The organism is Alcanivorax sp. VBW004, assembly GCF_009718865.1.
Taxonomy (GTDB): domain Bacteria; phylum Pseudomonadota; class Gammaproteobacteria; order Pseudomonadales; family Alcanivoracaceae; genus Alcanivorax.
On the sequence record NZ_WNHC01000001.1, the window covers coordinates 1404224 to 1430666 of the forward strand.

Annotated in this window: 20 protein-coding genes; 9 read left to right on the forward strand and 11 right to left on the reverse strand. The window is 60.6% G+C overall.

From position 1 onward, the window contains the following. Positions 1-51: 51 nt before the first annotated feature. Positions 52-2346: an acyl-CoA dehydrogenase gene (locus tag F1529_RS06410; RefSeq protein ID WP_155133059.1), complete on the reverse strand. Its 2295-nt coding sequence runs from the start codon at positions 2344-2346 to the stop codon at positions 52-54. A gap of 55 nt (positions 2347-2401) precedes the next feature. Beyond that, positions 2402-3703 carry an acetyl-CoA C-acyltransferase FadI gene (gene fadI / locus F1529_RS06415; RefSeq protein ID WP_039926772.1) on the reverse strand — a complete coding sequence of 434 codons (1302 nt, stop codon included), beginning with the start codon at positions 3701-3703 and terminating at the stop codon, positions 2402-2404. Between the two features lie 206 nt (positions 3704-3909). Between fadI and F1529_RS06420 the strand changes: the two genes are divergently transcribed. Both F1529_RS06420 and F1529_RS06425 read left to right on the forward strand, forming a co-directional pair. Further along, entirely contained in the window at positions 3910-4530 is a 621-nt protein-coding gene (locus tag F1529_RS06420) for a TetR/AcrR family transcriptional regulator (protein ID WP_155133062.1), read from the forward strand. A 139-nt stretch (positions 4531-4669) separates the two neighbouring features. Continuing rightward, positions 4670-5587 carry an alpha/beta fold hydrolase gene (locus F1529_RS06425; protein ID WP_007148804.1) on the forward strand — a complete coding sequence of 306 codons (918 nt, stop codon included), beginning with the start codon at positions 4670-4672 and terminating at the stop codon, positions 5585-5587. Positions 5588-5694: 107 nt separating this feature from the next. Here F1529_RS06425 and epmA read toward each other — a convergent pair whose 3' ends face one another. Further along, on the reverse strand, positions 5695-6630 hold the full coding sequence (gene epmA, locus F1529_RS06430) for an EF-P lysine aminoacylase EpmA (RefSeq protein ID WP_370456966.1): 936 nt from the start codon (positions 6628-6630) through the stop codon (positions 5695-5697). A gap of 2 nt (positions 6631-6632) precedes the next feature. Further along, complete coding sequence (gene efp / locus F1529_RS06435; RefSeq protein WP_007150421.1) at positions 6633-7202, reverse strand: elongation factor P; 570 nt, start codon at positions 7200-7202, stop codon at positions 6633-6635. A gap of 291 nt (positions 7203-7493) precedes the next feature. Between efp and epmB the strand changes: the two genes are divergently transcribed. The 3 genes from epmB (at position 7494) to F1529_RS06450 (ending at position 12781) form a co-directional block, all read left to right on the forward strand. Next, complete coding sequence (epmB, locus tag F1529_RS06440; protein WP_230457729.1) at positions 7494-8522, forward strand: EF-P beta-lysylation protein EpmB; 1029 nt, start codon at positions 7494-7496, stop codon at positions 8520-8522. A gap of 155 nt (positions 8523-8677) precedes the next feature. Then, complete coding sequence (locus tag F1529_RS06445) at positions 8678-10438, forward strand: hypothetical protein (RefSeq protein ID WP_155133065.1); 1761 nt, start codon at positions 8678-8680, stop codon at positions 10436-10438. A gap of 255 nt (positions 10439-10693) precedes the next feature. Then, on the forward strand, positions 10694-12781 hold the full coding sequence (locus F1529_RS06450) for an EAL domain-containing protein (protein ID WP_230457730.1): 2088 nt from the start codon (positions 10694-10696) through the stop codon (positions 12779-12781). Between the two features lie 142 nt (positions 12782-12923). Here the strand turns inward: F1529_RS06450 and serB are convergent, their stop codons facing one another. Beyond that, positions 12924-14159 (reverse strand): phosphoserine phosphatase SerB, encoded by a 1236-nt coding sequence (gene serB / locus F1529_RS06455; RefSeq protein WP_007149710.1) that lies wholly within the window; start codon positions 14157-14159, stop codon positions 12924-12926. A gap of 243 nt (positions 14160-14402) precedes the next feature. On the opposite strand from serB, the gene F1529_RS06460 reads away from it, so the two are divergent. Beyond that, a complete protein-coding gene (locus tag F1529_RS06460) occupies positions 14403-15596 on the forward strand; it encodes a hypothetical protein (protein WP_230457731.1) in 1194 nt (397 codons plus the stop codon). Here F1529_RS06460 and F1529_RS06465 read toward each other — a convergent pair. After that, positions 15542-16336 (reverse strand): RimK family alpha-L-glutamate ligase, encoded by a 795-nt coding sequence (locus F1529_RS06465; protein WP_370456967.1) that lies wholly within the window; start codon positions 16334-16336, stop codon positions 15542-15544. The two genes, F1529_RS06460 and F1529_RS06465, sit on opposite strands and share 55 nt — an antisense overlap. Positions 16337-16481: 145 nt before the next feature. Between F1529_RS06465 and F1529_RS06470 the strand changes: the two genes are divergently transcribed. Continuing rightward, positions 16482-17243, forward strand: coding sequence for an enoyl-CoA hydratase (locus F1529_RS06470; protein ID WP_007150979.1), 762 nt, complete (start codon positions 16482-16484; stop codon positions 17241-17243). 106 nt (positions 17244-17349) lie between these two features. Here the strand turns inward: F1529_RS06470 and F1529_RS06475 are convergent, their stop codons facing one another. Further along, complete coding sequence (locus F1529_RS06475; RefSeq protein WP_155133071.1) at positions 17350-17811, reverse strand: flavodoxin family protein; 462 nt, start codon at positions 17809-17811, stop codon at positions 17350-17352. Between the two features lie 226 nt (positions 17812-18037). Then, the gene (locus F1529_RS06480) at positions 18038-18532 is read right to left on the reverse strand and encodes an Lrp/AsnC family transcriptional regulator (protein ID WP_155133074.1); all 495 of its coding nucleotides are present in this window, start codon (positions 18530-18532) and stop codon (positions 18038-18040) included. A 296-nt stretch (positions 18533-18828) separates the two neighbouring features. Here F1529_RS06480 and F1529_RS06485 point away from each other — a divergent pair, with 296 nt between their 5' ends. Continuing rightward, complete coding sequence (locus F1529_RS06485) at positions 18829-20508, forward strand: 2-isopropylmalate synthase (protein ID WP_155133076.1); 1680 nt, start codon at positions 18829-18831, stop codon at positions 20506-20508. A 187-nt stretch (positions 20509-20695) separates the two neighbouring features. Here the strand turns inward: F1529_RS06485 and F1529_RS06490 are convergent, their stop codons facing one another. The 3 genes from F1529_RS06490 to mtgA are packed head-to-tail and all read right to left on the reverse strand — an operon-like array spanning position 20696 to position 23624. Next, entirely contained in the window at positions 20696-21385 is a 690-nt protein-coding gene (locus F1529_RS06490; RefSeq protein ID WP_155133078.1) for a type 1 glutamine amidotransferase, read from the reverse strand. Positions 21386-21426: 41 nt separating this feature from the next. Continuing rightward, positions 21427-22893 (reverse strand): META domain-containing protein, encoded by a 1467-nt coding sequence (locus tag F1529_RS06495; RefSeq protein ID WP_155133081.1) that lies wholly within the window; start codon positions 22891-22893, stop codon positions 21427-21429. After that, entirely contained in the window at positions 22890-23624 is a 735-nt protein-coding gene (gene mtgA, locus F1529_RS06500) for a monofunctional biosynthetic peptidoglycan transglycosylase (RefSeq protein ID WP_155133084.1), read from the reverse strand. Before mtgA ends, F1529_RS06495 begins: the two co-directional genes overlap by 4 nt. Before the next feature lie 213 nt (positions 23625-23837). On the opposite strand from mtgA, the gene F1529_RS06505 reads away from it, so the two are divergent. After that, positions 23838-26432 (forward strand): EAL domain-containing protein, encoded by a 2595-nt coding sequence (locus tag F1529_RS06505; RefSeq protein WP_155133087.1) that lies wholly within the window; start codon positions 23838-23840, stop codon positions 26430-26432. Positions 26433-26443: the final 11 nt, after the last annotated feature.

The following is a 26443-nucleotide window of genomic DNA, read 5'->3' on the forward strand; positions in this document are numbered from 1 at the left end:
GTGGGCAGGGTTGATCGGGCCAGTCGGGGCTGGCCCGTAGGGGCGGGGCGGTTACTCGCCGGAGGCTTTGGCCAGCTCCGCGGGTGACGGCTGCTGCAGGCCGCCATCACCGGTGGCGCTCATGGCGGGGATGCCGCCGGCGCCGTAGTACTCGTCCTTGGTGAACACGTCCACTTCGATGGCCAGCAGGCAGGCCTCGGTGGCAGCATTCAGGGTGGCCAGTTCCGCATCGGAAATCACGCCCTGTTCAGCAGCCTGGGGAGCCATGGCTTCCACTTTGCCTTTGCCCAGTTTGCGAGCTTTCTGTGCGGCCCGAATCTTGGCGCGTACCGGTTCGGCTTCGGTGGTCAGGCGGAACGCCTTGAGCAGGCGGCCGAGCCCTTCGTCGCTTTCTTCCGGCATGTAGTTGCCGCCGACCAGACGCTTGTACTGGTCGCCATAGCTTTGCAGGGTCAGTGCGGCCTGGTGGCTGAGCTGGTCGTTGGGCAGCTTGGCCAGCGGGTTCAGACCCAGGCCAATACGGCCAACGGTTTTCAGAATCACGCCCACCGGGCCGCCAAAGTTCTCGTAGATGCCTTCGAAGGCCTGCTGGATCTGGGTCAGGCCGTATTCACCGGCGTATTGCACCAGCGCCAGGTCTTCCGCCTTGCGGCCTTCTGCTTCATAGCGACGCAGGGCGGAGGTGGTGATGTACAACCAGGCAACGACATCGGCATAACGGCCGGTCAGATTGCCGCGGGCTTTCAGCTTGCCGCCCACAAAGAACATGGCCAGGTTGGTAAGCAGGCCGAAGCGGGTGGCGGCCCAACCCAGGCGGCGGTAAATGCTCTTGGTCTTGGGCGCCACGTTGGGCACTTTCACGGTGAAGAAACCGCGGGTAACACCGCGCACCAGGCTCATCACGAAGCCCAGCAGGAACTGGATCATCCAGCCGGTCAGGTTCTTGCGGAAGGCGCTCACATCATTGTCTTCCACTGCCTGCACCACGTTGTAGGCGTAGGGGTGGCAGCGGGTGGCGCCCTGACCGAAGATCATCAGGGTGCGGGTCATGATGTTGGCGCCTTCCACGGTGACGCTCACCGGGGCGGAATTGTAGAGGCGCCCCATGGTGTTGTTGGGGCCCTGCATGACGCCATAGCCGGCGGTCACGTCCATGGCATCGGTGCCGGTATCGCGGCCCATTTCGGTGGAGTAGGCCTTCATGATGGCGGAGGTCACCGGCGGCTGGATGCCTTTATCCACGGCGGAACAGCCAAACACGCGGGCGGCATCAAAGGCGTAGGTCATGCCCGCGGCCTTGCCGATTTTGTGCTCCACCCCTTCCATGCGACCCACCGGGATGCCGAACTGCTGGCGCACCATGGAATAGGCGCCGGCGATCATGGCGCCGTGGCGAATGCCGCAGATACCGGTGGCAGGGAGGGACACCATGCGTCCGCCAGCCAGGGCTTCCATCAGCATCTTCCAACCCATGCCGGTGTACTCTTCGCCGCCCAGGACATTGCTGGCGGGAACGATCACGTCGCGGCCGACGATCGGGCCGTTGGGGAAATGTTCGCCGATGGGCTGGTGATGGTCGCCGATGTGCAGGCCGTCGAGACCTTTTTCCAGCAATACCACAGTGATGCCGGCATCTTCACCTTTACCCAGCAGGTTTTCCGGGTCGTGCAGACGTACCGCCAGGGAGATCAGATTGGAGATCGGCGCCAGGGTGATGTAGCGCTTGCGGAAGTTGAGCTTGAATTTGATCTCGCCGTCGCTGTCCTTGAACACTTCGCCTTCCGCCTTGATGGAGGCGGCGTCGGAACCGGCGGTGGGTTCGGTCAAACCAAAGCAGGGAATGAATTCGCCGTTGGCCAGTTTCGGCAGGTAATACTGCTTCTGTTCATCGGTGCCGTAGTGGCCCAGCAGTTCAGCGGCGCCCAGGGAGTTGGGAATCACCACCATGGCGCTGAGCAGGCCGGAGTGGGAGCTGACCTTGGCCATGATGCAGGACTTTGCCTGGGTGGACATGGGGTTGCCGCCGTATTCCTTGGCGATCTGCATGCCGAAGAAGCCGTTTTCGGCCATGAAGGTGAACAGTTCATCTGGCAGCTTGCGAGTGCGCGACAGTGTATAGGCATCGGCCCTTTTCAGCAGCTCTTCCACCGGGCCATCGATATAGGCCTGCTCGTGTTCAGGCAGCTGGTCGTAGTTTTCGGCGAGAATTTTTTCAAAATCCACTTTGCCGCCGAAAAATTGGCCGTCGATCCAGACGTCACCGGCTTCCAGTGCCTGGCGCTCGGTGTCGGAAATTTGTGGCAGGATCTTGTTATCCCGCATCCAGTTCATCAGTAGGTTAAACATGTCGTCTTCCTGTGGGTTGGGTGTCGCGCCGGATGCCCGGCGCGATTAACGCGGGTTATTCGGTTTCCAGCACCATGGCGGCACCGATGCCGCCGGCGGCACAGGCGGTGGTCAGGGCCAGCCCGCCGCCGCGGTGTTGCAACTCGTGCAGTGCCTGGCTAATCACGCGGGCGCCGGTGGCGCCGAAGGGGTGGCCGTAGGCAATGGAGCCGCCGTTCACGTTGAGCTTGCTGCGGTCGACTTCGCCAAGGGCGGCGAGGCCGGTCTGGCTGCGCACATAGTCGTCATCGGCCAGGCCGCGCAGGTTGCAGGCCACCTGGCCGGCAAAGGCTTCGTGCATGTCCACCAGGGTCAGGTCGCTGAGCGCCAGCCCGGCCCGGGCCATGGCGGCGGGAGCCGCCAGCACCGGGCCCATGAGCAGGTCATCCTGGGGCGTGCGTGCCGCGAAGGCGTAGGAGCGGATATAGCCCAGCGGGGTGTAACCCAGGGCGGCGGCTTTCTTCTCGCTCATCATCAACAGGGCGCCGGCGCCGTCGGTGAGCGGGCTGCTGTTGCCAGCGGTGACCGAACCGGTCTCACGGTCGAACACCGGCTTGAGTTTGCTGTAGCCCTCGCGCTCGGACTGTTTGCGCACCAGGTTGTCGTCCTTGAGGGTGTTGCCGTTGGGGAGATGGGCGGTCATTACCTGACGGTCCAGACGGCCTTCGGCCCAGGCGCGGGCGGCGTTGCTGTGGGAAGCATGGGCCAGGTCATCCTGCTCCTGACGGCTGACGCCCCACTTCTTCACCATTTTCTCGGTGCTCTCACCCATGGTTTCGCCCACCGAGTATTCGGTGATGGACGGCGCCTGGGGCAGCAGGTCGCGGGCTTTGAGCTGGCTGAGCAGTTTGATGCGCTCTTTCAGGGTTTTGGCAAAGCTCACATCGCGCAGCACCGCGCTCAGTTCCGATGACAGCGGCACCCGGGCGCTGCTGGTGGAATCGGTGCCACCGGCAATGGCCATGTCGGTGTAACCGGCAACGATGTTGTCGGCCACGCTGGCGGTGGTCTGGAAGCTGGTGGCACAGGCGCGGGTGATGGAGTAGGCATCTACCGTGTCCATGCCCAGCGCCAGGGCAATTTCGCGGGCAATGAAGGGGGCCTCGGGAATCATCACCGTCATCCCGAACACCAGCTGCTCGATTTCATGCTGGCTGAGATTGTTGCGCGCCATCAGCTCCTTGACGGCCATGGCGCCCAGATCAATGGCGTTCAGATCCCGGTAATGGGTGGCGATGCGGGCAAAGGGGGTGCGCAGGCCATCGACGATGGCGACGCGGCCGCCCCGGCCGGCCAGCTTCATTTTGCGAACAGGCATTGCAGACTCCTTGCAGGGTGCCGGTCACAGTGTAATTTTTCTTACACTTAATGTGACATTGGTTGGTGACAAAGTGAGTCGAGCCTAGAAGGGTCGGAGTAGTGAGTCAATTGCGCTGGAGACACTGTCCGACACGGGTGTAATATCAATTACACTTTGAGATGTTTTGAATGTGACAAGGTGAGGGGGAAGCAAACGAAATGGGAATGCAGCGCCACGCCGGGCCTTTTCCGGCAACCCGGCAGGACCCGGCTGTTCGCGAGCGTATCGAGTGGGCGGCAGTGCAGGTTTTTGCGAATTCGGAGTTCCACCATGTCACCTTGCAGCAGATTGCCCGGGCAGCGAGTTGCAGCCTGCAAACAATTTATCGCTACTACGGCGATGACGGCCAGGGCAGCAAGGAGGCCTTGTTGAGTGCCTGCCTACATCACGGGCTGGGGCAATTGGCTGAGCGGATGCTGGACCATCTCGCCGGCATCGATACCTTTCGCGACCGGCTCAGCAAGGTGTTCTGGGTGGTGCTGGATTTCTTTGATCGCAACCCGCAAATGGGGCGGATGATGATCAACTCGGTGTACCCGGGGCGCTGGGGGAGTGACAGCACGCCGGGCCAGCAGCGGCTCACCGAGCTGTTTCTCAGTGTGCTGCATGAAGGGCAGGACCAGGGCATTCTCAATGACCAGGTGGCGACCCCGATCCTGCTGGATTTTTTCTATGGGGTCTTGCTGCGTATTTCCCAGATGCATCTATTACGTGGCCGGCCGGGTCGCCTGGCAGACCAGCACGGTGTGCTGTTTGATATGCTGTGGCGTGCGATTACCGTTTGAGCGGCCGAACAGGCCAATCGCCGCGCAATTGCCATGCTGGCGCTTGAGGTTTGTGTCGCCCTTTTCTATGTTGGTCCATTGGCAGTGATTTCCTCGCGGCACTGCACCACAAGAACAGGCCAGCACAAAGGGTACGCATATGCAGTCAGGCACGGTCGCCAGTAACGGAATCGAGCTTTTTTATGAGAGTCGTGGCCCGGAAAACGGGGAGCCTATCGTGTTCGTCATGGGGCTGTCGGCGCAGATGGTGTTCTGGCCGGATACGTTGCTGGATGCATTGGCGGACAAGGGGTATCGGGTCATTCGGTTTGATAACCGGGATGTGGGTAAATCCACCCGGATTCGCAAACCCATCAATCAAGGGCCGATAGCCGCGATCCTGCGCAGCATGGTGGGCCTGTCAGTGGAAAGCCCCTATACCCTGCACGATATGGTAGCCGATACGGTCGGCCTGCTGGATGCCCTGAACATTGAGCGGGCGCATTTTGTTGGGGCTTCCATGGGCGGGATGATCAGTCAGTTGATGGCAGGCACTCACCCGGAGCGGGTGCTGTCGCTTACCTCGATCATGTCCAGTAACAACAGCCCGCTGTTGCCTCCGCCGAAACCGGCGGCGCTGAAAACCCTGGTGGCGCCGCGGGTGAAAGTGGAAACCGAAGAACAGTTCGTGGCGTTTGGCCTGGAGATGATGGCCAAGTTGGGCGGCACCTTGCCGCAGGGCCAGGATGAGCTGGCCGCCATGTATCGGGCGTCTTGGGCGCGAGGCATCAACCCGCGCGGCATCCGCAACCAGTTCCTGGCCATCATGGCCACCGGTTCGCTGACCAAAACCCTGAAAAAGATCCAGTGCCCAACCACGGTGATCCATGGCGGTGCTGACCCGTTGATTCGCCCCGCCGGCGGCAAGGCCTCTGCCCGTGCCATCCGCGGTGCCAAGCTGGCGATCATTCCCGGCATGGGCCACGATTTCCCTCCGTCGGTGATTGATCGTATTGGCGAGCTGATTGCGGAAACTGTCGGGCGGGCCAATTCAGTGGCGCAGACGGCGGTGGCTTGAGGGCAATTGACCGTTCGCGGGAGCGGGCTGTTGATGCTGAGATGAAAAAGGTCGCATCCGGAAATCGGGTGCGGCCTTTTTTGTGGGCAGCGGTGCGTCCTGGTGGGTCAGGCTCTGGACCAGGGGAACGCGATGACGTCGTCGATCCTGCCGGTGCCCTGTTGTGCCATAAGCAGTCGCTCCATCCCCACGGCCACGCCGCTGCAGGCGGGCAGGCCGGCGTCCATGGCGTCCAGTAAAAAAGGGTCGGCAGTCATGGGGTTCAATCCATGCGCGTTACGCCGGGTATTGTCCTGTTCGAACCGCCGGCGCTGCTCTTTCGGGTCGGTGAGTTCCTGATAACCGTTGGCCAGCTCCAGGCCCCGGTAATAAATCTCGAAGCGGCGGGCGACGGTGGTGCCGTCTTCATCTTTACGGGTTTGCGCCAGGGCGGCGGCCCAGCCGGGGAAGTCGGTAACCACGGAGAGTTGTTCGGCGGGGAGTGCGGCTTCCACCTCGGTGGCCATCAGGTAGTCCACCGCAGCGGTTTTGTCCAGGCCTTCGGGGGCGCTACAGGATTCGGCGTGGGTGATCAGGTCGGAATCACTGGCGGTGAGTGGGTCCAGGCCCGTGACGTCCCTGAACAGACCCCGGAAGTGGTAGGTCTTTGACTGAGCGCTCGGAAAGAGGGCGGCGAATAAGGCCAGACATTCCTGGATCAGATCATCCAGTGCAAACCCGGGCCGGTACCATTCCAGCATGGTGAATTCCGGGTTGTGCCGTCCCCCGGCCTCGCCATCCCGGAATGCCTTGCAGACCTGATAGATGGGCCCGCTACCGGCGGCCAGCAGTCGTTTCATGTGGTATTCGGGGGAGCTTTGCAGGTAGCCGTAACCGGGCACCGGGATGCACTGAATATGCAAGTCGCTGACGCCATAACGGGCCAGTTGCGGGGTGTCCACTTCCAGCACGTTGCGGTCATCAAAAAAGGCGCGCACTGTGCGTAGCAGCTCAGCGCGCGCCTTGATGGCCTCGAGGGAGGCGGTGGGTTGCCAGTTGCTCACGGCTACTGTTTGATGCGACCCACGTAATCGCCGGTCCGGGTGTCCACTTTGACGATTTCACCGGTCTGCACGAACAGGGGCACGCGCACCACGGCGCCGGTGCTCAGGGTGGCGGGTTTGCCGCCGGTGCCGGCGGTGTCGCCTTTCAGGCCCGGGTCGGTTTCGGTGATTTCCAGCTCAACGAAGTTCGGTGGGCTCACGGACAGCGGCTCACCGTTGTAGAGCGTGACCTCACAGATGTCTTCTTCCTTGAGCCACTGTTTGGCGTCGCCCACGGCCGTTTCGTCGGCTTGCTTCTGTTCGAAGGAGGTCTGGTCCATGAAGTGCCAGAATTCACCGTCGTTGAAGATGTACTGCATGGAAACGTCCATCACATCGGCGCCTTCCAGGGAGTCGCCGGACTTGAAGGTGCGCTCCCAGACCTTGCCGTTACGCAGGTTGCGCAGCTTTACGCGGCTGAATGCCTGGCCCTTGCCCGGCTTCACGAATTCGTTTTCGATGATGGAGCAGGGGTCGCCATCGAGCATCACTTTCAAGCCAGACTTGAATTCGCTGGTAGAATAGTTGGCCATAAAACACGTCCACAGGGTTGATGTATGCCGTTACAAAGGTTGATAGGGTCTATTGATGCTTCATCTGCATCTCTGTTGTGCCTGCAAGCCCGCCAATCTAGGCGCAAGGAGAGATGTTTGGTTGCTTCAAATGAACGACTTGTAACGACGAGTGGTGGGCTTGCAGGCACAACCCGCAGGGCTGGGCCCTTTTTTTCGCCCAGCCGTGTTGTCGGTCGCTGACATAAGAATGACTATGCTGCACTCCCTCCGCCTTGCCGGGCAAAAAAATAAACTCCAGCAGAGGCGCAGATGAAACATCAACAGACCCTCATGATAACGCAGGAAGCGGCCGGTTGGGAGTTGCCGGACTGGCAGCGCCAGCAGGCCGACCTGATTACCGACCCGGCGGAGCTGTTTTCGCAGCTGGAACTGACCCCGCAGGACTTGCCCGCCAGTCTGGCGGCGGCTGAAGATTTCCCCTTGCGGGTGCCGCGTCGTTACGTGGACCTGATGGAGCGGGGCAATCCGGATGACCCGCTGTTGCGGCAGGTGCTCAGTGCGCCGGAGGAGCGCCAGGTGCATCAGGGGTACAGCGCGGACCCGCTGGATGAAGCGGACCACACGGCCGTTCCGGGCTTGTTGCACAAGTACCACGGCCGGGCGTTGTTGGTGGTCACTGGCGCTTGTGCAGTGCATTGCCGTTACTGCTTCCGGCGGCATTTTCCCTATCAGACACACCTGAGCGGCAAGCGCTGGGAGCAGGCGCTGGAATGGCTGGCGGCACGCCCGGATATTCATGAGGTGATTCTCAGTGGCGGCGACCCGCTAACGTTGACCAATCGACGTCTTGAGCAGCTGCTGGATGCGCTGGCGGCGATTCCGCACCTGCGCCGGCTGCGCATTCACAGCCGCACACCGGTGGTGATTCCCGAGCGACTGGATGCGGGTCTGAAAGCACTGTTGACCCGTGACCGCTGGCAAACCGTGCTGGTGTTGCATGCCAACCATCCCCGTGAAATCAGCCCGGCGCTGGTAGCGCGTTGCCGCGATTGGCGCAGTGCCGGTATGACTCTGCTAAACCAGAGTGTGCTGCTGGCCGGGGTAAATGACAGGGTGGATACACTGGCGGATTTGTCCGATGTCCTTTTTGACGCGGGAGTGCTGCCTTATTACCTGCACCAGCTGGACGCGGTGCAGGGGGCTGCCCATTTTGCCGTTCCCGATGTGATTGCCCGGGAGTTGCACGCGGACTTGCGTGCCCGCCTGCCCGGTTTTCTGGTGCCAAGGCTCACGCGGGAAGAGCCAGGAGAGCCCGCTAAAACGGTGCTAGCCGGTTAGCGGCGCGGACCGCAAGCCCTTTCTGGGGAATGTGGCACAGCGTTTACAGAATTGTAGCGGTATCGTAAAGTCGTGTGACACAGGACGCATTAAAAACAAGAACTAATACAAAATAACTAGGTAGCCTGGATGCCGCCAAGATAAGGATTATCTTCATGGAGCAACCAGCCCAGACGGTGCGATTGAAACTGCCCGAGCAGGATCTGCCGCACCTGACACTTGGCGCTGATCAGCCGAAGAAGCTGCAACAGTGGGTAGAGTCACTCCCGATCATGAATATGGGAGAAACGGCTCGCCAGTTGTATCAGTTCATTCAGGAACTGAACCGGTTGCAGATTGATTCCAAACTCCGCTTTCAGTTACTGGAAGTCGTGCGCCCGTCTATTCTTCATGTCAGTGAATCCCTGCAGAAACACTATCTGAATCAGTCTCTGGTGCTGCCGGAAAAGGCGCGCCGGGTGGCCAGTCTTGCCCAGGCGCTGCAGGGGCATCTGGCCAACGGCTACAAACTGGTGGCGGTGCGCGGCATCCGCAAGGTTAAGGACAAGGCTGTCCGGCGTGCGGTGACAACGGCAATCCACCGGGCGGTGACGGCATTGGGCGATACCCTGCTGCGCTGCTATCAGCTCTATTTTCCCAGCCCCCGCCATTTATGGCTGGAGCTGCATCAGCTGTTCCTTCTGGCTGAATTACACGGCATTAGCGGTACGGCCGTTGAGGATGGCGATGGCGAAAGCAGCATCCAGTCCGCCTATGCCCGCTGCCTGTTACTGGCCACGGCGAAACCCAACCAGCTTCGTCAGCAGGAGCTGGCCGGTATCTACAAGGCGGCGTTCAGCTGGGCGTCCCTGATTGAAATCAGCACCGCCAGCGATGACGACGATCTGTTCGTCTTTGACCTGCAGGCGGACCGGCCTCCGATTTACCGAACCCACGCGTCCCAGGCATCGGAAAGCTGGCGCTATATTGATTCCTCCCGTCTGGTCGAGGCCATTACTGCCTGGATGCGTGCGCCCGGCGAGAGCCCCCTGCACGTGCCGAAAAGCCTGGATGAGAGTTTGCTGTCGCACCTGCAGCAAGTGTGGGGGGCGCTGACCGAGCGGGCATTCAAGCGGATGCCGGAAAGTGGCGAGATTGAGCTGTGCTTTGGCCTGGTGGGGGTGCATTACTTCCTGTCCGGCAAGGTGGCTTTCGAAACCATGGTGGAGCGGGGCAGCCTGTCTGTGCTGGGGGCCGAAGACGAGAACAATCCGTTCCTGGTGAACATCAAGAAGAGCAACCAGCAGAAGCAGCGCAGCGCTGATCCCTGGGCGACGGCCTATCAATCTGATTATGCCGGCGAGACCATTGAAATGGGCGCGCCGGGCAGCCAGCGCTCGGAAGCCGCTCTGCCGGTGAGCTATCACTGCCAGAAAGTCAACGCGAGCCCGGGCGGGTATTGCCTGTCGTGGCAGGGCAATACGCCCAGCCTGATGCGCACGGGGGAATTGCTGGCCCTGCGTGATCACCCCGATAGCCAGTGGTCCCTGGCGGTGGTGCGCTGGGTGACGCAATTACCCAACCACGGTGCCCGCTTCGGTGTGGAGTTGCTGGCGCCGGGTGGGCGCCCGGTGGCTGCACGGGCCCTGCGCAAGCAAGGGGTGGACAGTGATTTCATGCGCGGCGTGGTGTTGCCCGAGCTGGCCGCGGTGGGACAGCCGGCCACCCTGTTGTTGCCCACAGTGGGCTTCAATGAAGGGGTGAAGGTGGAGCTGGTGGAAGCTGGCGAGCCGCGCCGGGTGCAATTGTTGCGCCGCACCCAGGGGGCGTCCGGGTTCAGCCAGTATCCGTTTCGGGATATGGCCACGCCGGCACCGACCAAACCCCCGGAAGACGGGGACGATGATGCGCTGGATTCGATCTGGTCCAGCCTGTAACGGTTGATGACGCGTCGGAAAAATGTCATTTGCGATTTGTCGTTCACAGGCTGTTGCTGGACGGCCTGTTAAAATAACAATAAGTACCGTTGCGGCGAGGATGCCGCAAAACGTATGTGTCTCCATTTTGCCGTAACTTATCATTAGGCGTCTGCCAGCCGTGTATTGGCTGCAGGCCGGTGTTTTCGCCGCGTTGCCTTTGATGGTTGCCAAGACAGGGTAGTCAGGCACAATGGTGGGCCGTAAGAAAAGTGCATGAGTCTTCGCCCCATGAGTTACGCCCTCGATAATTTACGTCTTCTGATCGCCCATGATTCCCAGGATGAGGCCGAGCAGCTGATGAACGCCCTGCGCAATGCCGGTCGTGCGACCCGTGCGCAGCTGGCGCTGGGTGAGGATGATCTGTTGCGGGCATTGAAAGGTGGCGCCTGGGAGCTGATGTTGTGTCGCCCGACATTCGGCGACAGCAGCTTTGAAAGCGTCATGTCGCACCTCAATCGCCTCGGCAAGGCGATCCCGGTGATTCTTCTCGAAGACAATTTCACCCCCGATACCATCAAGGCCGGCATGTCGCTGGGCGCCCGGGGCGTCGTGCCCAACGATGACCGCGACCTGCTCTCCCTGATGGTGGACCGGGTCATCGAATTTCTGCGCTTGCGCAAGGAGCTGCAGCACTCCGAAATCGTCCGCCATGATGCAGAGAAGCGCCTCTCTCTGCTGATGGACCAGAGCCGTGACGCGATTGCCTATGTGCTGGATGGCATGCACATCCACGCCAATGACAACTACGTGGAAATGTTCGGCTACGAAAGCGCCGACGACCTGGCCGGGGTGCCGATCATGGATATGGTGTCGGCCTCGGATCATGCCAAGCTGAAGCAGTTGTTGCGCAGCCGTGCCCAGGATGAAAGCCAGACCCACGAACTGGAATGCAAGGGCGTGAACACCGAGGGTGGCGAGTTCGATGCCACCTTCACCTTTTCGGCCAGCACCTACGATGGCGAAGCCTGCACCCAGATCGTGATCCGCGCTGCCGGCGTGGATGAAAGCGAAATGGCCGAGCGGCTTCAGGAGATGAGCCAGAAAGATCAGGTGACAGGGCTATTCAGTCGCAGCTGGTTCATGGACCGTGTGGACGAAAGTGTGGCCCAGGCCGCCAATGAGGGGCGCCTGTCCACCGTGCTGTATCTGCGTCTGGATGACTTTGAGCATCATCAGTCCGGCCTGGGGCTTGATGGCGCGGATGACATTCTGAAAAGCGTGGCCGAATGGCTGCGTGCCGAGGTGGGAGAGGCCCATCTGGCCAGGGTGGATGGCGAGGATTTTGCCGTTCTGCAGCCGGTAGCCGATATGGATGAGGCGGCCGAACTGGCAGAAACCCTGCGGGCCGGCATTGAAACCCTGATGCCGGAAGTGGCCGCCAAGACCGTGCATGTCACCGCCAGTGTGGGGGTGTCGTTTGTGCGCGAAGATGCCCGTAGCAGCCAGGAAACCCTCACCACCGCGTTGAAATGTTGCAACCAGGCCCAGCGGGAAAATGCCGGCAAGGGCAATGCGGTGAAAGTGCATGATCCCATGGATGATGTGGCCGCCGGGTCGTCTGAAGCGGTGGCCATGCAGGTTCGCCAGGCGCTGGAACAGGGTGCGTTCAGCTTGCGGTATCAGCCGTTGATGAGCCTGGAAGACGAAGCGGAGCATGCCTTTGAAGTGTTCGTGAACCTGCCCCAGAAACAAGGGGAGGCCATGGAGGCAAAAGAATTCATGTCGGTGGCGGCGGACCAGGGTCTGGTGGGCAAGATTGACCGCTGGGTGGTCCTCAATGCCATGCGTGCGGCAGCAGCTTTCAGTGAGCCGGTCAGCCTGGTGCTGAATCTCAACGGCGCGTCCCTGGCGGATGCGTCCCTGGCCGACTGGCTGGGCAAGGCCATGCGTGCTGCCAAGATGGACGGATCACGGGTCACCTTCCAGTTCAGTGAAGGTGATGCCGCCACCTACCTGAAGCAGGCTGGTGCCTTTGCCGAGAAGGTAAAAGCGCTGGGTTGTGGCATTTCCATCAGCCGTTTCGGCGGTGGGCTGGATCCGTTCAAGTTGTTCCAGCATATCCCGGCCACCATGGTGAAGTTCGAAGGCTCCTTCACCCAGGAACTGTCCAAGGCCGAAGGCCGGGAACGCCTCACGTCGATCATCAAGCAGGTGAAAGAAGGCAACCGCAAAACGGTGGTGGGCTTTGTGGAATCTGCGGCACAGATGCAGGCGCTATGGACACTGGGAGGCGTGGATTATCTGCAGGGGTACTACCTGCAGGCACCGATGGACAAGCTGGAAATTCCCGATGCAGCGTAGTTTGTTAGTTCGCAGTTGATAGTGGACAGTTGACAGCGTCGCGTTTCAGATTCGGAGTGTTTTGAAACGCAAGAGGCCGCGCCCTGTGGATGGGCGCGGCCTCTTGCGTTTTAAGGTTATGGCCGCGTTGATCGTGCAGCTGTCAGCTGCTCTTCAAAAGCTCCGCCTGATCCTTGTCCCGCACGCCGATGAGATAAAGAATGCCGTCCAGCCCCAGAGTGGAGATGGCTTGTTCGGCGTTCTGTTTGACCAGTGGTTTGGCGCGAAAGGCAATCCCAAGGCCGGCTTCGCCGAGCATGGGCAGGTCGTTGGCGCCGTCTCCTACGGCGATTACCTGTTCCAGGCTGATGCCTTCCTGGGTCGCAATGTCTTTCAGCAAGTCGGCCTTGCGCTGGCCGTTGACGATCTGGCCGACAACCCGGCCGGTGACCTGGCCATTCTCGATTTCCAGTTCGTTGGCATGGACATAATCAATGCCCAGCAGTTGCTGTAACCATTGCCCGAACCAGGTGAAGCCCCCGGAAAGAATGGCGGTGCGGTAGCCCAGGGCACGCAGGGTGGAGACCAGCCGTTCGGCGCCTTCGGTGAGCTGGATACGCTCGCGCACCCGTTCCAGTGCGCCTTCATCGAGCCCTTTCAGCAGGGCCACACGGGCGCGGAAGCTTTCATTGAAATCCAGTTCCCCGCGCATGGCCTGCTCGGTAATGTCAGCCACCTGTTCGCCGACACCGGCTTCCGTGGCCAGCTCGTCGATGACTTCAGAGCGGATCAGGGTGGAATCCATATCGAAGACTACCAGGCGGCGGTTGCGGCGGTAGGCGCTGTCGCGCTGGAAGGCAATGTCCAGGTTGCGTTCGTTGGCAATGCTCAGGAAGGCGGCACGCATGGCCTCGCCATCGTCCGGCTCGCCCCGCACGGAAATCTCGATGCAGGCGCGGCTGTCCTGATTGAGCGCTTCGCCTTCCAGGTGCACGCGCCCGGACAGCCGGGCAATACTGTCGATATTGAGCCCGTTGTTGGCCACGGTGGTGGTCACATCGGCTAACTGTTCGGCGGTGATCTTGCGCGCCAGCAGGGTGATGATATGGCGGTCCTTGCCCTGGCCGGCCACCCACTCTTCGTAGCGGTCTTCATCGATGGGCCGGAAGCGCACATTGATGTTCAGCTTGTGGGCTTCGAACAGCAGATCCTTGAGAACCGACGAAGATTCCGCATCCGGCGGCGTTTCTACCAGTATGCCCAGTGACAGGGTGTCGTGAATAACGGCCTGGCCGATATCCAGAACATTGAGCCGATAACGGGCAAGAATTCCCGTGAAGGCGGCGGTCAGGCCGGGCCGGTCATTACCAGATACCTGGATCAGGATGATCTCGCGCACGCGTGGGCTCCCAGTTGCAGAAGATAAAAAGTGCCAGAAGGTAAAAAAGCGTTAGATTGTCGGCGCCATCTTTGCCCCGAAACGGCGTAAGAGTAGCAGAAATGGCGGCTTGAGAGGCAGGTTCTTGTGCCTGGCGAGGTTCCCCAACGACAGGCGACTACGCCAATTGGGTCAAGTTCTGCCCGGCCGGGCACGGTATACTGCGCCGCAGTCTCAATGGTCAAGAATACGGAAAGCAAAGTTATGTCCCTGTGGGAACAATGGCGGCCATGGATCCGGCAGCAACGGAGCTTGCTGCGCGAGCTGATACTCATGCTGCTGGCCATGTTGGTGGTCGGTGTCTATTTCCTTGAGCACTTTTCCGCCGGCCTGGAACAGGAGCGCAAAGTGCAGCTACAGGCGCTGGCGCAGCAGACGGCTCGTCGTGTGGCGGAAGCCTTGGCCAGCGAGGATTCCATCAGCATCAATCTGATTGGCCGGGAAACCGTGCAGCTGAAACCGGTGGTGGGGATTCGCTTCGACGATACGGCCGGGGAGCAGATCGGGGCAGCGGGGGAGAAGACGTCGCCCTTGCGTGTGACCGTGCCAGCGGCACTGCCGGATGGGGAGTTGGCGGGTACCCTGACTTTGCTGGGCGATAATGCCTTGTCGCCACGTAAACAGATTGAAGCGGGGTTTGTGCTGGCGGTGCTGTGCCTGTTGTTGTTGCGGGTGGCAGCGGCGCTGATTCAGCAGCGCCTGCAACCGCCACAGGTTCTGGTGGAGCAGGATACACCTGCATCTGCGGCGCCGCCGGTGCCACCACAGAACGACGCACCGTTTCCTCCCATCGCCCGGTTGCCCGTGCCGGATGGGGCGCAGCTGCAGGCTCAGTTGCGTCTCAGTATTGTCAATTTCGACCATATTCGTCAGCGCTATACGGATGATGCGCTGCAGGAGGTGCTGGCAGAGTATCAGCAGCTGCTGGAGCAGGTGGCGGCCCTTTATGATGGTCACCCGGGGCCGGCGATTGGCGAGCAGGCGGGGCTGTATTTCTATCAGGGCCCGGCATCGCGCGCCGCGTTCTCCGCCCTGTGCGCGGGGCTGCTGTTCCTACGGGTGGTGCGTTTGCTGGCGCCACAGCGCAAGCAGGCCGGTAAGGTTTCACTGGAGTTCAAGGCGCTGGTCACCGCGGACGCGGATCAGGACGAAGCCTGGGCCCTGTGTGTGGCCGGGGTGCCAGGTCGACTCAATGTGCCGGATACCCAGCTGACCCTGGCCGAACTGGATGTGAAAGCGCTCTATCAACCGGAGAAGGCGCAGGTAGTGTGTGCCGGCGATCACCGGGTGCGTTTGCAGCCGGTGGAGCAGCTGGCCCATCGCTACCAGGCGTTGCTACGGACTCAGGCGGAGACTTTGCTGTCGGATGACGGGGGCAAGGTCGCGCCCAGCAAATAGTCGTGCATGGCCCGTTGCACGTTGCGGTTCAGTTCGGGAATGCCGGTGTTCCCGAACAGTCGGTTGAATTCCAGAATGTAGGGGTGGCCATCCACCATGGCCACATCAAACCCGGCGTGATTGATATCCAGATACCGCGCCAACCCTTCCACCAGTGACACCGCGCTGTCGGGAACCGGCAGATCCGTGCGTACCCGGCCGCCCTGGCTCACGTTGTTAAGAAAGCCGGAGCCTTCCCGCCAGTAACTGGCTACCACGTTGTGGCCTACCACCACGATGCGCAGGTCGCGCACGATGGGCAGCAGTTTCTGCACATAGAGCACCGATTCCTGTGCGGCATAGTCCTGCAGCTGTTGCCGGTTTTCGATCAGGTAAACCCCCATGCCCTGGCTTGAGCGCACGGACTTGGCCACAAACGGAAAGCGCCATTGGTCCTGAATCTGGGCGATACCATATTTGTCCGAGGCGGTGATCAGGGTGTCAGGCACATGGTCCGGGCAGGCGGTTTGCAGGGCGCGAGTCATTTCTACCTTGTCGTGACCCAGGTGGTAGCTGCACAGGCTGGGGAAAATGGGCCGCTTGAGCACATAGTGCAGGCTGTTGATCTGCCAGTAGCCGGGGAACAGCAGCCAGTCCGCCGCCGTGAGTTCGTCGCGGTGCTGGTGCATGTGTTCGGGCTTGATATAACGCACACCGGGGAGGCCGAGGGTGCGGAAAGGATCGAAGGTAATCAGTTTCACGGTAGGGTTTCCGATCAAGGTTCGCTTTTTTAATCGCCTTTGACCGGCCGGTCAAGCGTCTTTGTCGTTATTCGCCCTTGGCAGGCGGGGGTGCGCCCGCTAGCCTTGCCCGACTATAAATACGATTGGGAGAGCTGTCGTGACGATGCCGACACTGGAAAGTGATCTGGTTCTGGTGAACAACACCGAATCAGTGATGGAAATTACCCTGAACCGTCCGGACAAATTGAATGCGCTGACCAGCGCTATGTACCGGGATTTGGTCAAGCTGCTGGCAACTGCAGAGCAGAGTGATGATATTCACGTGGTGCTGTTCAGAGGGGAGGGCAAGTCCTTCAGTGCCGGTAACGACCTGGTGGATTTCCTGAATGCCAAGCCCGGTGAAGCGGGGGAGGCTGCCCATTTCATTCAGGCCATCCACGATTTCCCCAAGGTTGTCGTTGCGGCCGTGCAGGGCAACGCGGTTGGCGTGGGCACCACCATGTTGTTGCACATGGACCTGGTGGTCGCATCCGAGGATACCAAGCTGATCACGCCGTTTGTGGATCTGGGCGCCGTACCGGAAGCCGGTTCCGCCAAGCTGCTGCCGGCCTGGATCGGCTATCAGCGCGCGGCACGCATGCTGCTGCTCGGTGAGCCCATGTTGGCCGCAGAAGCGCTGGAAATCGGGCTGGTCGCCAAGGTGGTGAAGGGGGATGAGCTGGACGCGACAGCACGCAACATGGCGGCGACGCTGGCGAAGAAGCCGCCTCGTGCCTTGCAGGCGAGCAAGCGACTGATGCGTGAGTCCATCAACAAGCCGCTGCACCAGGTAGTGAAAGAAGATCTGGCGTTGTTCGGCGAAATGCTTCAGGGCGACGAAGCCAAGGCGGTGATTGCGGCCATGGTGAGTAAGAGCAAGGGCTAAAAGCAGTAACGAGTTTCGAGTGACGAGTCGCGAAGATCAAAAGCTGCAATCAGGAGCGTCTGAAACAGGTTTTAGCTTTTCGCGACTCGAAGCTAGTAACTCGCAGCTAAAGAATTCCCGCATCCAGTCCCGCCGCCAGATACATCCCCAGTTCCTCCACTTCGGCCTCGAAGTCGTCCTGCCATTCCCCTTTTAACACCTGTGGGTCCTGTACCCAGTTCCAGCGCAGGCCGGTGACAATGGTTTCCACTGCCCGGCGGGTACCGGTGCCGTCATGGCCGGCACGAATGTACAGGGCGCAGGGCAGGCCCTGTTTTTCTTCCAGTACGGCGTAATAAGTGCGGTCAAAGAAGTCTTTCAGTGCGCCGCTCATATAGCCCAGGTTTTCGGTGGTGCCGAGCAGAATGGCATCACAGGCCATCACGTCTTCCGGGCCTGCATCCAGCGGTGCCTTTACCGTGACCGAGACGTTTTCGATATCCTCATGCCCGGCGCCACGGGCGGCGGCCTCGCGGAGTTTTTGCGTATTCGGTGACGGAGCGTGGGCAACGATCAGCAGTTTTTTCATGGTCTCGCAATTCAACGCGGTCGATGGAGCCAGCATATCAGCTCAGGGTGGGGGACCTGTAGGCTTGGTGGGTTGAGTTGAAAGTTCAAAGTTCAAAGTTGAAGCGCGCGCGAGGGGGTTGCTGCCTTTGAGTCTGTGCCCGCGCTATTGCCGGGGAGCGCGGGCACGACATTACAAATATCAGGCAGCCTGAATCGCGTTTAAACTTTGAACTTTCAACTGATCCTCACGCATCAACATAATTCAACGGCAGCGCCGCCGTATCCACTACCCGGCGCATTACAAAGCTGGAATGCACGCCGCTCACGCCCTCGATCCGGGTGACCTTGTTAAGCAGGAAGTGCTGGTAGCCGTCGATATCGGGCACCACCACTTTCAGCAGATAATCGGCTTCCTGCCCGGTGACCAGATAGCACAGCTGCACCTCCGGGTAGCTGGCCACCTGTTCTTCGAAATTGGCAAAACGTTCCGGTGTGTGGCGGTCCATGCTGATCTGGATCATTACCGTCAGATCCAGCCCCAGCTTGCGGGCATCCAGCACCGTTTCCCGTTTCACGATGATGCCGGCGGTCTCCAGCTTCTGTACCCGGCGTGAACAGGGGGAGGGGGACAGGCCCACGGTCTCGGCCAGTTGTTGGTTGGTGAGGCCGCCATTGCCCTGCAGGGCTTCCAGAATGCGCAGGTCGGTACGGTCCAGTTTTGCCAGTTCTGAGGTGCTCATACGGTTTTGATATCGTTAAAGTCTAAAATTGAGCAATATTATTGCTAATAAGGCCGAATATTGGTGAAAAAAGCAAGCACATTGCCGGCGCAGAGCCGTAAAGTATCTCTCGTAGGGCGGTGACGCAGACGGCCACAAGCCGAATGCCTCTCTCTGTTGCTACCTGCACCGACCGGTGCCCTGATCGAGATCCAAGATCACGACATCATTGTTAGCCGCATCAAGCAGTATCCCTGGGAGAGCCGGTTAGTAATTCTGGGGGCAGTGTCTGCCCCTTTTTACTTTGAGGATTCGAGATGAGCTTTGATCACACCAAGTACCAGCCTTTTCCTGTTATCGACAAGCCCGACCGTCGCTGGCCGAACCAGCGAATCGAGAAAGCGCCCCTGTGGGCGGCGGTGGACCTGCGTGACGGTAACCAGGCGCTGATCAAGCCCATGTCCGTGGCGCAGAAGCGCCGTTTTTTCCAGATGCTGGTGGAATTGGGCTTCAAGGAAATCGAAGTGGGTTTTCCGTCGGCCAGCCAGATCGATTTTGATTTTTGCCGGGCCTTGGTCGAGGAAGATCTGGTGCCCGACGATGTGCATATTCAAGTGCTCACCCAGGCTCGGGAAGAATTGATCGCGCGGACGTTTGAGTCCCTGAAAGGCGCCAAAAATGCAGTGGTGCATATCTACAACGCCACCTCGCCCACGTTCCGCGAGCAGGTGTTCAACGTGGACAAGGCCGGCTGCAAGGCCATTGCGGTACGCGCGGCTGAGTGGGTACGCGATTGTGCGGCCAAACAGCCTGAGACCCACTGGAGCTTCCAGTATTCCCCGGAAACCTTCAGTGCCACGGAGACGGATTTCGCCATCGAAGTCATTGATGCGGTGAACGCCGTGTGGCGTCCGGATCAGGGGCAGCGGGTGATCATTAACTTGCCGGCCACGGTGGAAGTCAGCACCCCGAACGTCTTTGCAGATCAGGTAGAGCTGGTTAACGACAATATTCAGTACCGCGATGACGTGATTATCAGTGTCCACACCCACGACGACCGCGGTTGCGGTGTGGCCGCCGCGGAAATGGCGGTGATGGCAGGGGCGGATCGTGTCGAGGGCACCTTGCTGGGTAACGGCGAGCGCACCGGCAACATGGACCTGGTGACGGCGGGCATGAACCTGTACAGCCAGGGCATTGATCCGGAAATCGATTTCTCGCGCATGAAAGAGATTGTGGCGCTGGTGGAAGAGATCACCGATATCCAGACCCATCCGCGTCATCCCTATGCGGGTGATCTGGTATTCAGCGCCTTTTCAGGTAGCCACCAGGATGCCATTCGTAAATGCCTGGCTCGTTATCAGGAAGGGGATATCTGGACCGCAGCCTATCTGCCCATTGATCCGGCCGATGTGGGACGGCGTTACGAGGAAGTGGTACGCATCAACTCCCAGTCCGGCAAGGGCGGGGTCGCCCACGTGCTGGAGCGGGATTTCGGTATCGACTTGCCGCGCTGGTTGCAGCAGGAGCTGGCCGGTGTCGTGCAGGGTGATGCTGAAGAAGACGGTGGCGAGATCACCAGCGAACGGGTGCATCGTCGTTTCAACAGCGACTATCTGAACGTGCCCATGGGTTGGGTGTTGCGCTCCTACGACTTGAACCGCAGTAATGAGCAGGTGCAGGCACAGATCAGCATCGGCGATGAAAGCCAGCCGGTGACGTTGTTGTCTGGTCGAGGGGACGGCGCCATGTCGGCCCTGGTGGATGCACTTAACCGGCGTATCGGTGGCGAGGTGAAAGTGGTGTCGTTCGATGAATATTCATTGGGCGATAACACCGAAGCCAACGCCATGGCCTGTGTGCGCGTGCAGGTGGGTGACTCCACACAAAGCGCCGTGGCCACGGCGGCGGATACCACGGCGGCGGCCTTGCAGGCGATTCTGTCTGCGGTGGGCCGGGTGCAACAAGCTAATGAGCAGTTAGTGGCAAATAGTTAGCAAGCTGCCGCGTGGGTTGATTGGAAAGCGAAGAAGCCGCGCCCTGTCTGGGGTGCGGCTTCTTCGCTTTGGTGGGATCGCATATGTCGGATTACGCCTTTCTGGCTAATCTGACCTACAAAATCTAGCCTTTCAAGTAGGTCGAATTAGGCCGAAGGCCGTAATCCGACATTAAGCGGGCGAGACGCTAGCCCAGGAAGACATTCAGGACGCGCCCTAACAAGGCTTTCGATGCGGTAAAGCGCTGCGGGTCGCCAAGCAGCGCTTGGCGGTCTTCCACCCAGCGGCCCGGTGTCAGGTCCTCCGGGCAGGCGTCGCACAGGGCCTCGGCATTCCCTTTTTCCAGTTCCAGATGAAATTGCAGGGCCAGCACGTTATCCCCGTAGCGGAACGCCTGATGGCGGCAGCCTTCGCTTTCCAGTAAATGCACGGCGCCATCGGGAACGGCAAAGCTGTCGCCATGCCAGTGCAGCACGGCGGGAGCGTTGGCAAACAGCTTGCCGATGCTGTCGTTCTTGCCGGCGGGCGAGGGGTACACCGGGAACCAGCCGATTTCCTTTTCCGGGTTGGCGGTAACCGGGGCGCCCAGCACCCGGGCGATCAGTTGTGCGCCCAGGCAGATGCCGAGTACCTTCTTTCCCGCCGCGATGCTCTCGCGGATCAGTACCTTTTCCGCGCTCATCCAGGGAAAGCGGTCGTCGTCATCGGCGCCCATGGGGCCGCCCATGACCACCAGCACATCAAAATCTGCCGGGGTGGGCAGCGCGTCACCGGCGAACAGCAGCGAGTGGCCGATGCTGATGTCCCGTTCCTGAAACCAGCTTTCCATGGCGCCCAGTTGTTCGAAGGGAACATGGGACAGGTAATGAACACGCATGGCGATTTCCCTTTTTTGCGGTTTGTTCAACCCGTGTCGCGCTACAGGTAGATGGCCTGGAAACTGGCCACCGCCTCGTCATCTTTATCAAACAGGGTAAGCAGCTCGCCGTCGATACGGAAGTGGTCACTGGCCTTGAGTGCGTCAAGGTAGCGGCCTTCGATGGTGCTGGTCGGGCAGGCTTTGCGGGTGCTGGCCAGATCAGACAGCGCCAGCTGCTGGTCGTCGCGTTGGTAGCCGCCGTTCAGGCTGTTGCAGCTGCCGTGGCCTTTGACCTTGCCGTCATCGTTGAAGGTGAGGAACGGCACCTGTGCCGCGCTACCCAGAATAATGCGGTCCGGGCCCAGGTGGGTCAGCTGCCAGCGGGTGTGGGTCAGTTCGGCGGTGGGCAGTTGGCAGTTTTCCATGCCTGGTTCCAGGTTGAAGCTCTCCACGATAAGAGCGGCTTCGGTGCTGCCTTCTTGGCTGCCGGGCACCTTGCGTACCAGGCCGCTGACGGTGGCCACGCGGGGCTGTTGCGGGTAGCGAATGCCCTTGTCGTAGGCCGACAGCAGGTCGTCGCTTTGTGGCCCGCGAATCAGCAGGCGCCGGTCGCTGTTGCACAGGGTGAAGGTGTCACGGTCCTGGCCGGGTTTGCCGCGGGTGATTGCGCCGCGCAGGGTTTCGCTGTCGGTCATCACTGCGGTGAGCGGCAGGGTGACATCGGCAAAGCCCTGCGGGTTGCGTTCCAGAGTGACCGCGTCGGATTGGTAGAAGAGCCCGCCATCAGCAAGAATCTGGCTGATGATCTGGTAGTCGTGGTCTGCCTTCAGGTCGTCGGGGAGGTAGTACAACCGGAAGGGCAGAGTGGGGCTGTCTTTATCCAGACGGATCAGCCGTTTGGCAACGGGTTGTGCTCCTGCGGCATCGGGGTCGATCTGGCTGTTTAGCAGGGCGACGGTGAGTACCGCATTGTCGGGCAGCTCGCTGTCTTCCGGGCGCGTAACGGTGCCGCTGATATGGCCCACGGCCTGGTTGGCGCGCTGGTAGTCGCCATTGAACAGTGACGGAGCGGCTTCATCGTTGGCGGTTTCGGTTTCGGTTTCGGTTTCGGCTTCAGCGTCTGGCGCGGGCGCGGGCGCTTCGGGGTCGGCGGTCTCTGTCGTGTCGCTGCTCTGCGGGGCTGCTGGCGCGCGGGTCAGGGTGAGGGTGTCATCCTGTTGCAGGCCGGTGGCGCTGGCCTGGGTAACCCGTTGTTCGCGGTTATCCAGGTAGTCGAACGTGAGGGTGTCGTCCTGCTGTTCCCAGCGTAGCCCCTGCAGGCTGTTGTCTGTGGGCAGGTACAGGTCGCCATTGCTCTCTAGCACCAGCACGTGCTGGTCATTCTGCCAGACGCCGGCAATGCCATCGGTGCTGTCGCTGCCGGCAGGGGCGGGTTGGGGCTTGGTGTCACTGTTGTTGTCGCTACAGCCCAGCAGGGCAAGGCCGCTAAAACACAGGGCGGCAAAGGGGACGGCATACTGCTTCATTGCGTGTTTCCTTCGGGGGGCGCAGGGTCAGGCGGCGGGGGCAGGGTGACGGTTCCCGGGTCGGGAATGCGTACCAGCGCCATTTGCGCCTGAATCCATTGAGCCCGTTGTTGTACGTAGTCGGTGGGGCCTTTGAAATCGTAAAGATTGGGGCGGGGCAGCATGGCGGCCAGCTGCGCTGCCTGCAGGGGCGAGAGCTGCGCTGCGCTGACCTGAAAGTAATGCCGGGCGGCGGCTTCGGCGCCATAAATCTGGTGCCCCCACTGGGCCACATTCAGGTAGAGCTCCAGGATGCGACGTTTGCTCAGGCCGATTTCCAGCATCAGGGCGATCACTGCTTCCTGCGCTTTGCGGGTATAGGTGCGCTCGCCGGACAGGTACAGGTTTTTGGCCAGTTGCTGGGTAATGGTGGAGCCGCCGGCCACCGGCTTGCCCGCTTCCATATTGCGCTTCAGGGCATAGCGGATGCCTTCCCAGTCGAAGCCGGTGTGCTGGGTGAAATGGGCGTCTTCGGATATCAATACGGCCCGCTTCAGGTAATCGCTGATCTGATCATAATCGCGCCAGTACTGCTGCACGTTGCCCTGCTCCTGGGCGCGGTGCATATAAGCGCTGTTGTCCGGGTTGTGGTGCTGCAGGCGTAACACCTGGCCCAGATACCAGAGCTGGGCCAGGGTCGCGGCCACAAACAGCAGGGCCAGACACTGTAACAGGCGTCGTCGGAACGTCATGATCGGCGCTGACCGGGGCCAGCTTTGCTTCTCCCTGGAGCTTCTGGGACACCCGGATGCGGTGGCAACCGGGAATCCCTGTAACAGGCCCCAATTGTCGGTGAAAGTTCCGGCTTTGTCAGGTGAAGCTGGCCAGGGAGGCGTGAGGCGTCCAAAAAGTGAACAGAGGGGCGGGAAAACGCAGGATAACAATCACAATAATGGACGAATGCCATGCAGGGTGTGCTGATTGGGGCTGTCACCGTCACGGTAGTGCTGTTGGCGGCGCTGTTTTTACGGTGTGTGTTGCGGCGTAATCGGGCGGAGCTGGCCCAGGTAAAAGACAGTGAAATCCGCTTTCGGCTGGCGATGAAGCATTCCTCCATTGGCATGGCGTTGCTGAGCCCCCGGGGAGAATGGCAGGCGGTGAATCACGCTCTGTGTGATCTGGCGGGTTATGACGAAGCGGGATTGCTGAGCACCTCCTTTCAGGATATTTCCCACCCGGATGACCTGCTCAAAAGTCGGGGGATGCTGGCGGACCTGTTGTCCGGCGACATTACCGGCTATTCGCTGGAGCAACGTTTTATTACCCGCCGTGGCGACGACCTCTGGGTGCGTCTGTCGGTATCGGCGGTGCGTGTCGAGGGGCAGGTCAGCTATCTGATTGCCCAGGTGGAGAATATTCATGCCGCCAAAATGTCTGAGCAGGCGCTGCAGGAGAGCCGCCACCGGCTGCAAATGGCCCTGGAAGTGGGCGGGGTGGGTATCTGGCAGTACAGCCCTCAGAGTGACGTGCTGTTCTGGGATGAACGCATGTACGAGCTCTACGGCGTGCAGCCCGGGGCGCCTGGCGATGGGACCTTGCAGATCTGGCGTGACCAGGTGCATCCGGACGATTACACCGATATCAACGCGGCCTTCCAGCGCGTTATCGCGGGTGAGGAAGATCTGGACACGGAATTTCGGACTCTGCGGCCTGGTGGCGAAATCCGGCATATCCGCGTGCGGGCAGAAACCGTGGTGCGCTCTGACGGCGCGGAAACGCTGGTGGTGGGCACCAACTGGGATGTGACGGCAGAAAAGGGCATGCAGCAGTCCCTGGCCCATGAGAAAGAGCGCCTGCGCGTTACTCTCACCTCCATTGCCGATGGCGTGGTGGCCACGGATGAGATCGGCCGGGTGACCTTTATGAACCCGGTGGCCGAGTCGCTTACCGGCTGGCGCGAAGCGGAAGCGGAAGGGTTGCCGGTGGGCGATATTCTGATGCTCAGTGACGACAACGCCACGATGCCGATCCCCAACCCGATTAGCGTGGCCCTGAGCGGGGGCGATGTGTGTTTTCTGCGGGAAGGCAGCATGCTACAAAGCCGCGACGGCAGCCGCTACGAAATTCAGGATTCCGCGGCGCCGCTTAAATCGGCGGATGGTCAGGTGACCGGGGCGGTGATGGTGTTTCGGGATGTGACCTCCCGGCGGGCCATGCAGAAGAAGCTGCGCTACCACGCCACCCACGATGCTCTGACCGGCCTCACCAATCGCCGGGAATTTGAGAATACCTTGCAGGAATCCCTCGATGAGCCGGGGGCGGAGCACAGCATGCTGTGCTTTATCGACCTGGATCGCTTCAAGGTGGTGAACGATACCGCCGGCCATGTGGCGGGGGATGCCCTGCTGCGCGAATGCGCCCGGGTGATCGGCCGGCAGGTGCGCGAGGGGGATGTGGTGGCTCGGCTGGGCGGTGACGAATTCGGGTTGTTGTTGCGCCATTGCCCGGCACAGCGGGCGATCCAGATTGCCGAACGGTTAATCGGTGCGCTGGGGGATATTCGCTTTGCCTGGAAGGAGTCGCTTTACGATATCGGCGCCAGCGCCGGGCTGGTGCAGCTGGACGCCAACGTGATCACCGTGGAAGAGGCCATGAGCAGGGCCGATGTGGCCTGCTATGCAGCGAAGCATCGGGGTCGCAATCGGGTGTCGGTGTACACCCCCGACGACAGCGAAGCGTCCCGTCGTCATCTGGAATTGCAGATGGCGGCGGGGCTGCGTGAATCCCTGGAATCAAACCGTTTCCTGCTCTACGCCCAGGAGATTCGCCCCATTGATGCCAGCACGGAGCCGTCGCATTACGAGGTATTGCTGCGCCTGCGCGACCGCAATGGCGATATCCTCAACCCGGGCTCGTTCATTCCCGCGGCAGAACGCTACCAGATGATGCCGCACATCGACCGCTGGGTACTCACCCAGCTATTGGTGACGCTCAGCGACGAACTGGCCGCGCTGCCGCAGCTGAATATCGCCATTAACCTGTCGGCGACCTCGCTGGATGATCCGACCTTTATGCCGTTTCTGGAGTCCCTGCTGAGCAAGACCTCGTTGTCACCGGAGCGGCTCACGTTTGAAATCACCGAAACCACGGTGGTGAATCAGCTGTCCTCGGCCAGTGATTTACTTGGACGTATTCGTGAGCAGGGTTGCAAGGTGGCACTGGACGATTTTGGCAGTGGGTTCAGCTCGTTCAGTTACCTCAAACACTTCCCGGTGGATTTCATCAAGATCGACGGCAGCTTTGTGCGCAACCTGCTGCACTCCAGTGTGGACCGCACCATTGTGGAATCCATCAATGAGGTGGCGCACCGGCTGGGCGTAAAAACCGTGGCCGAATACGTGGAAGAGCACGCGCTGATCGGGGTGCTGGAAGAGGCGGGGGTGGACTTTGTCCAGGGCTATGCCATTGGCCGGCCACAACCACTGAGCGCGCTATTTGAGCAGCAACACCGTGGTGTTGGCTCCCCGGATGGCGCAGAGGTTGTGGCGCGCAGCCGGTGACGCCGGGGCGG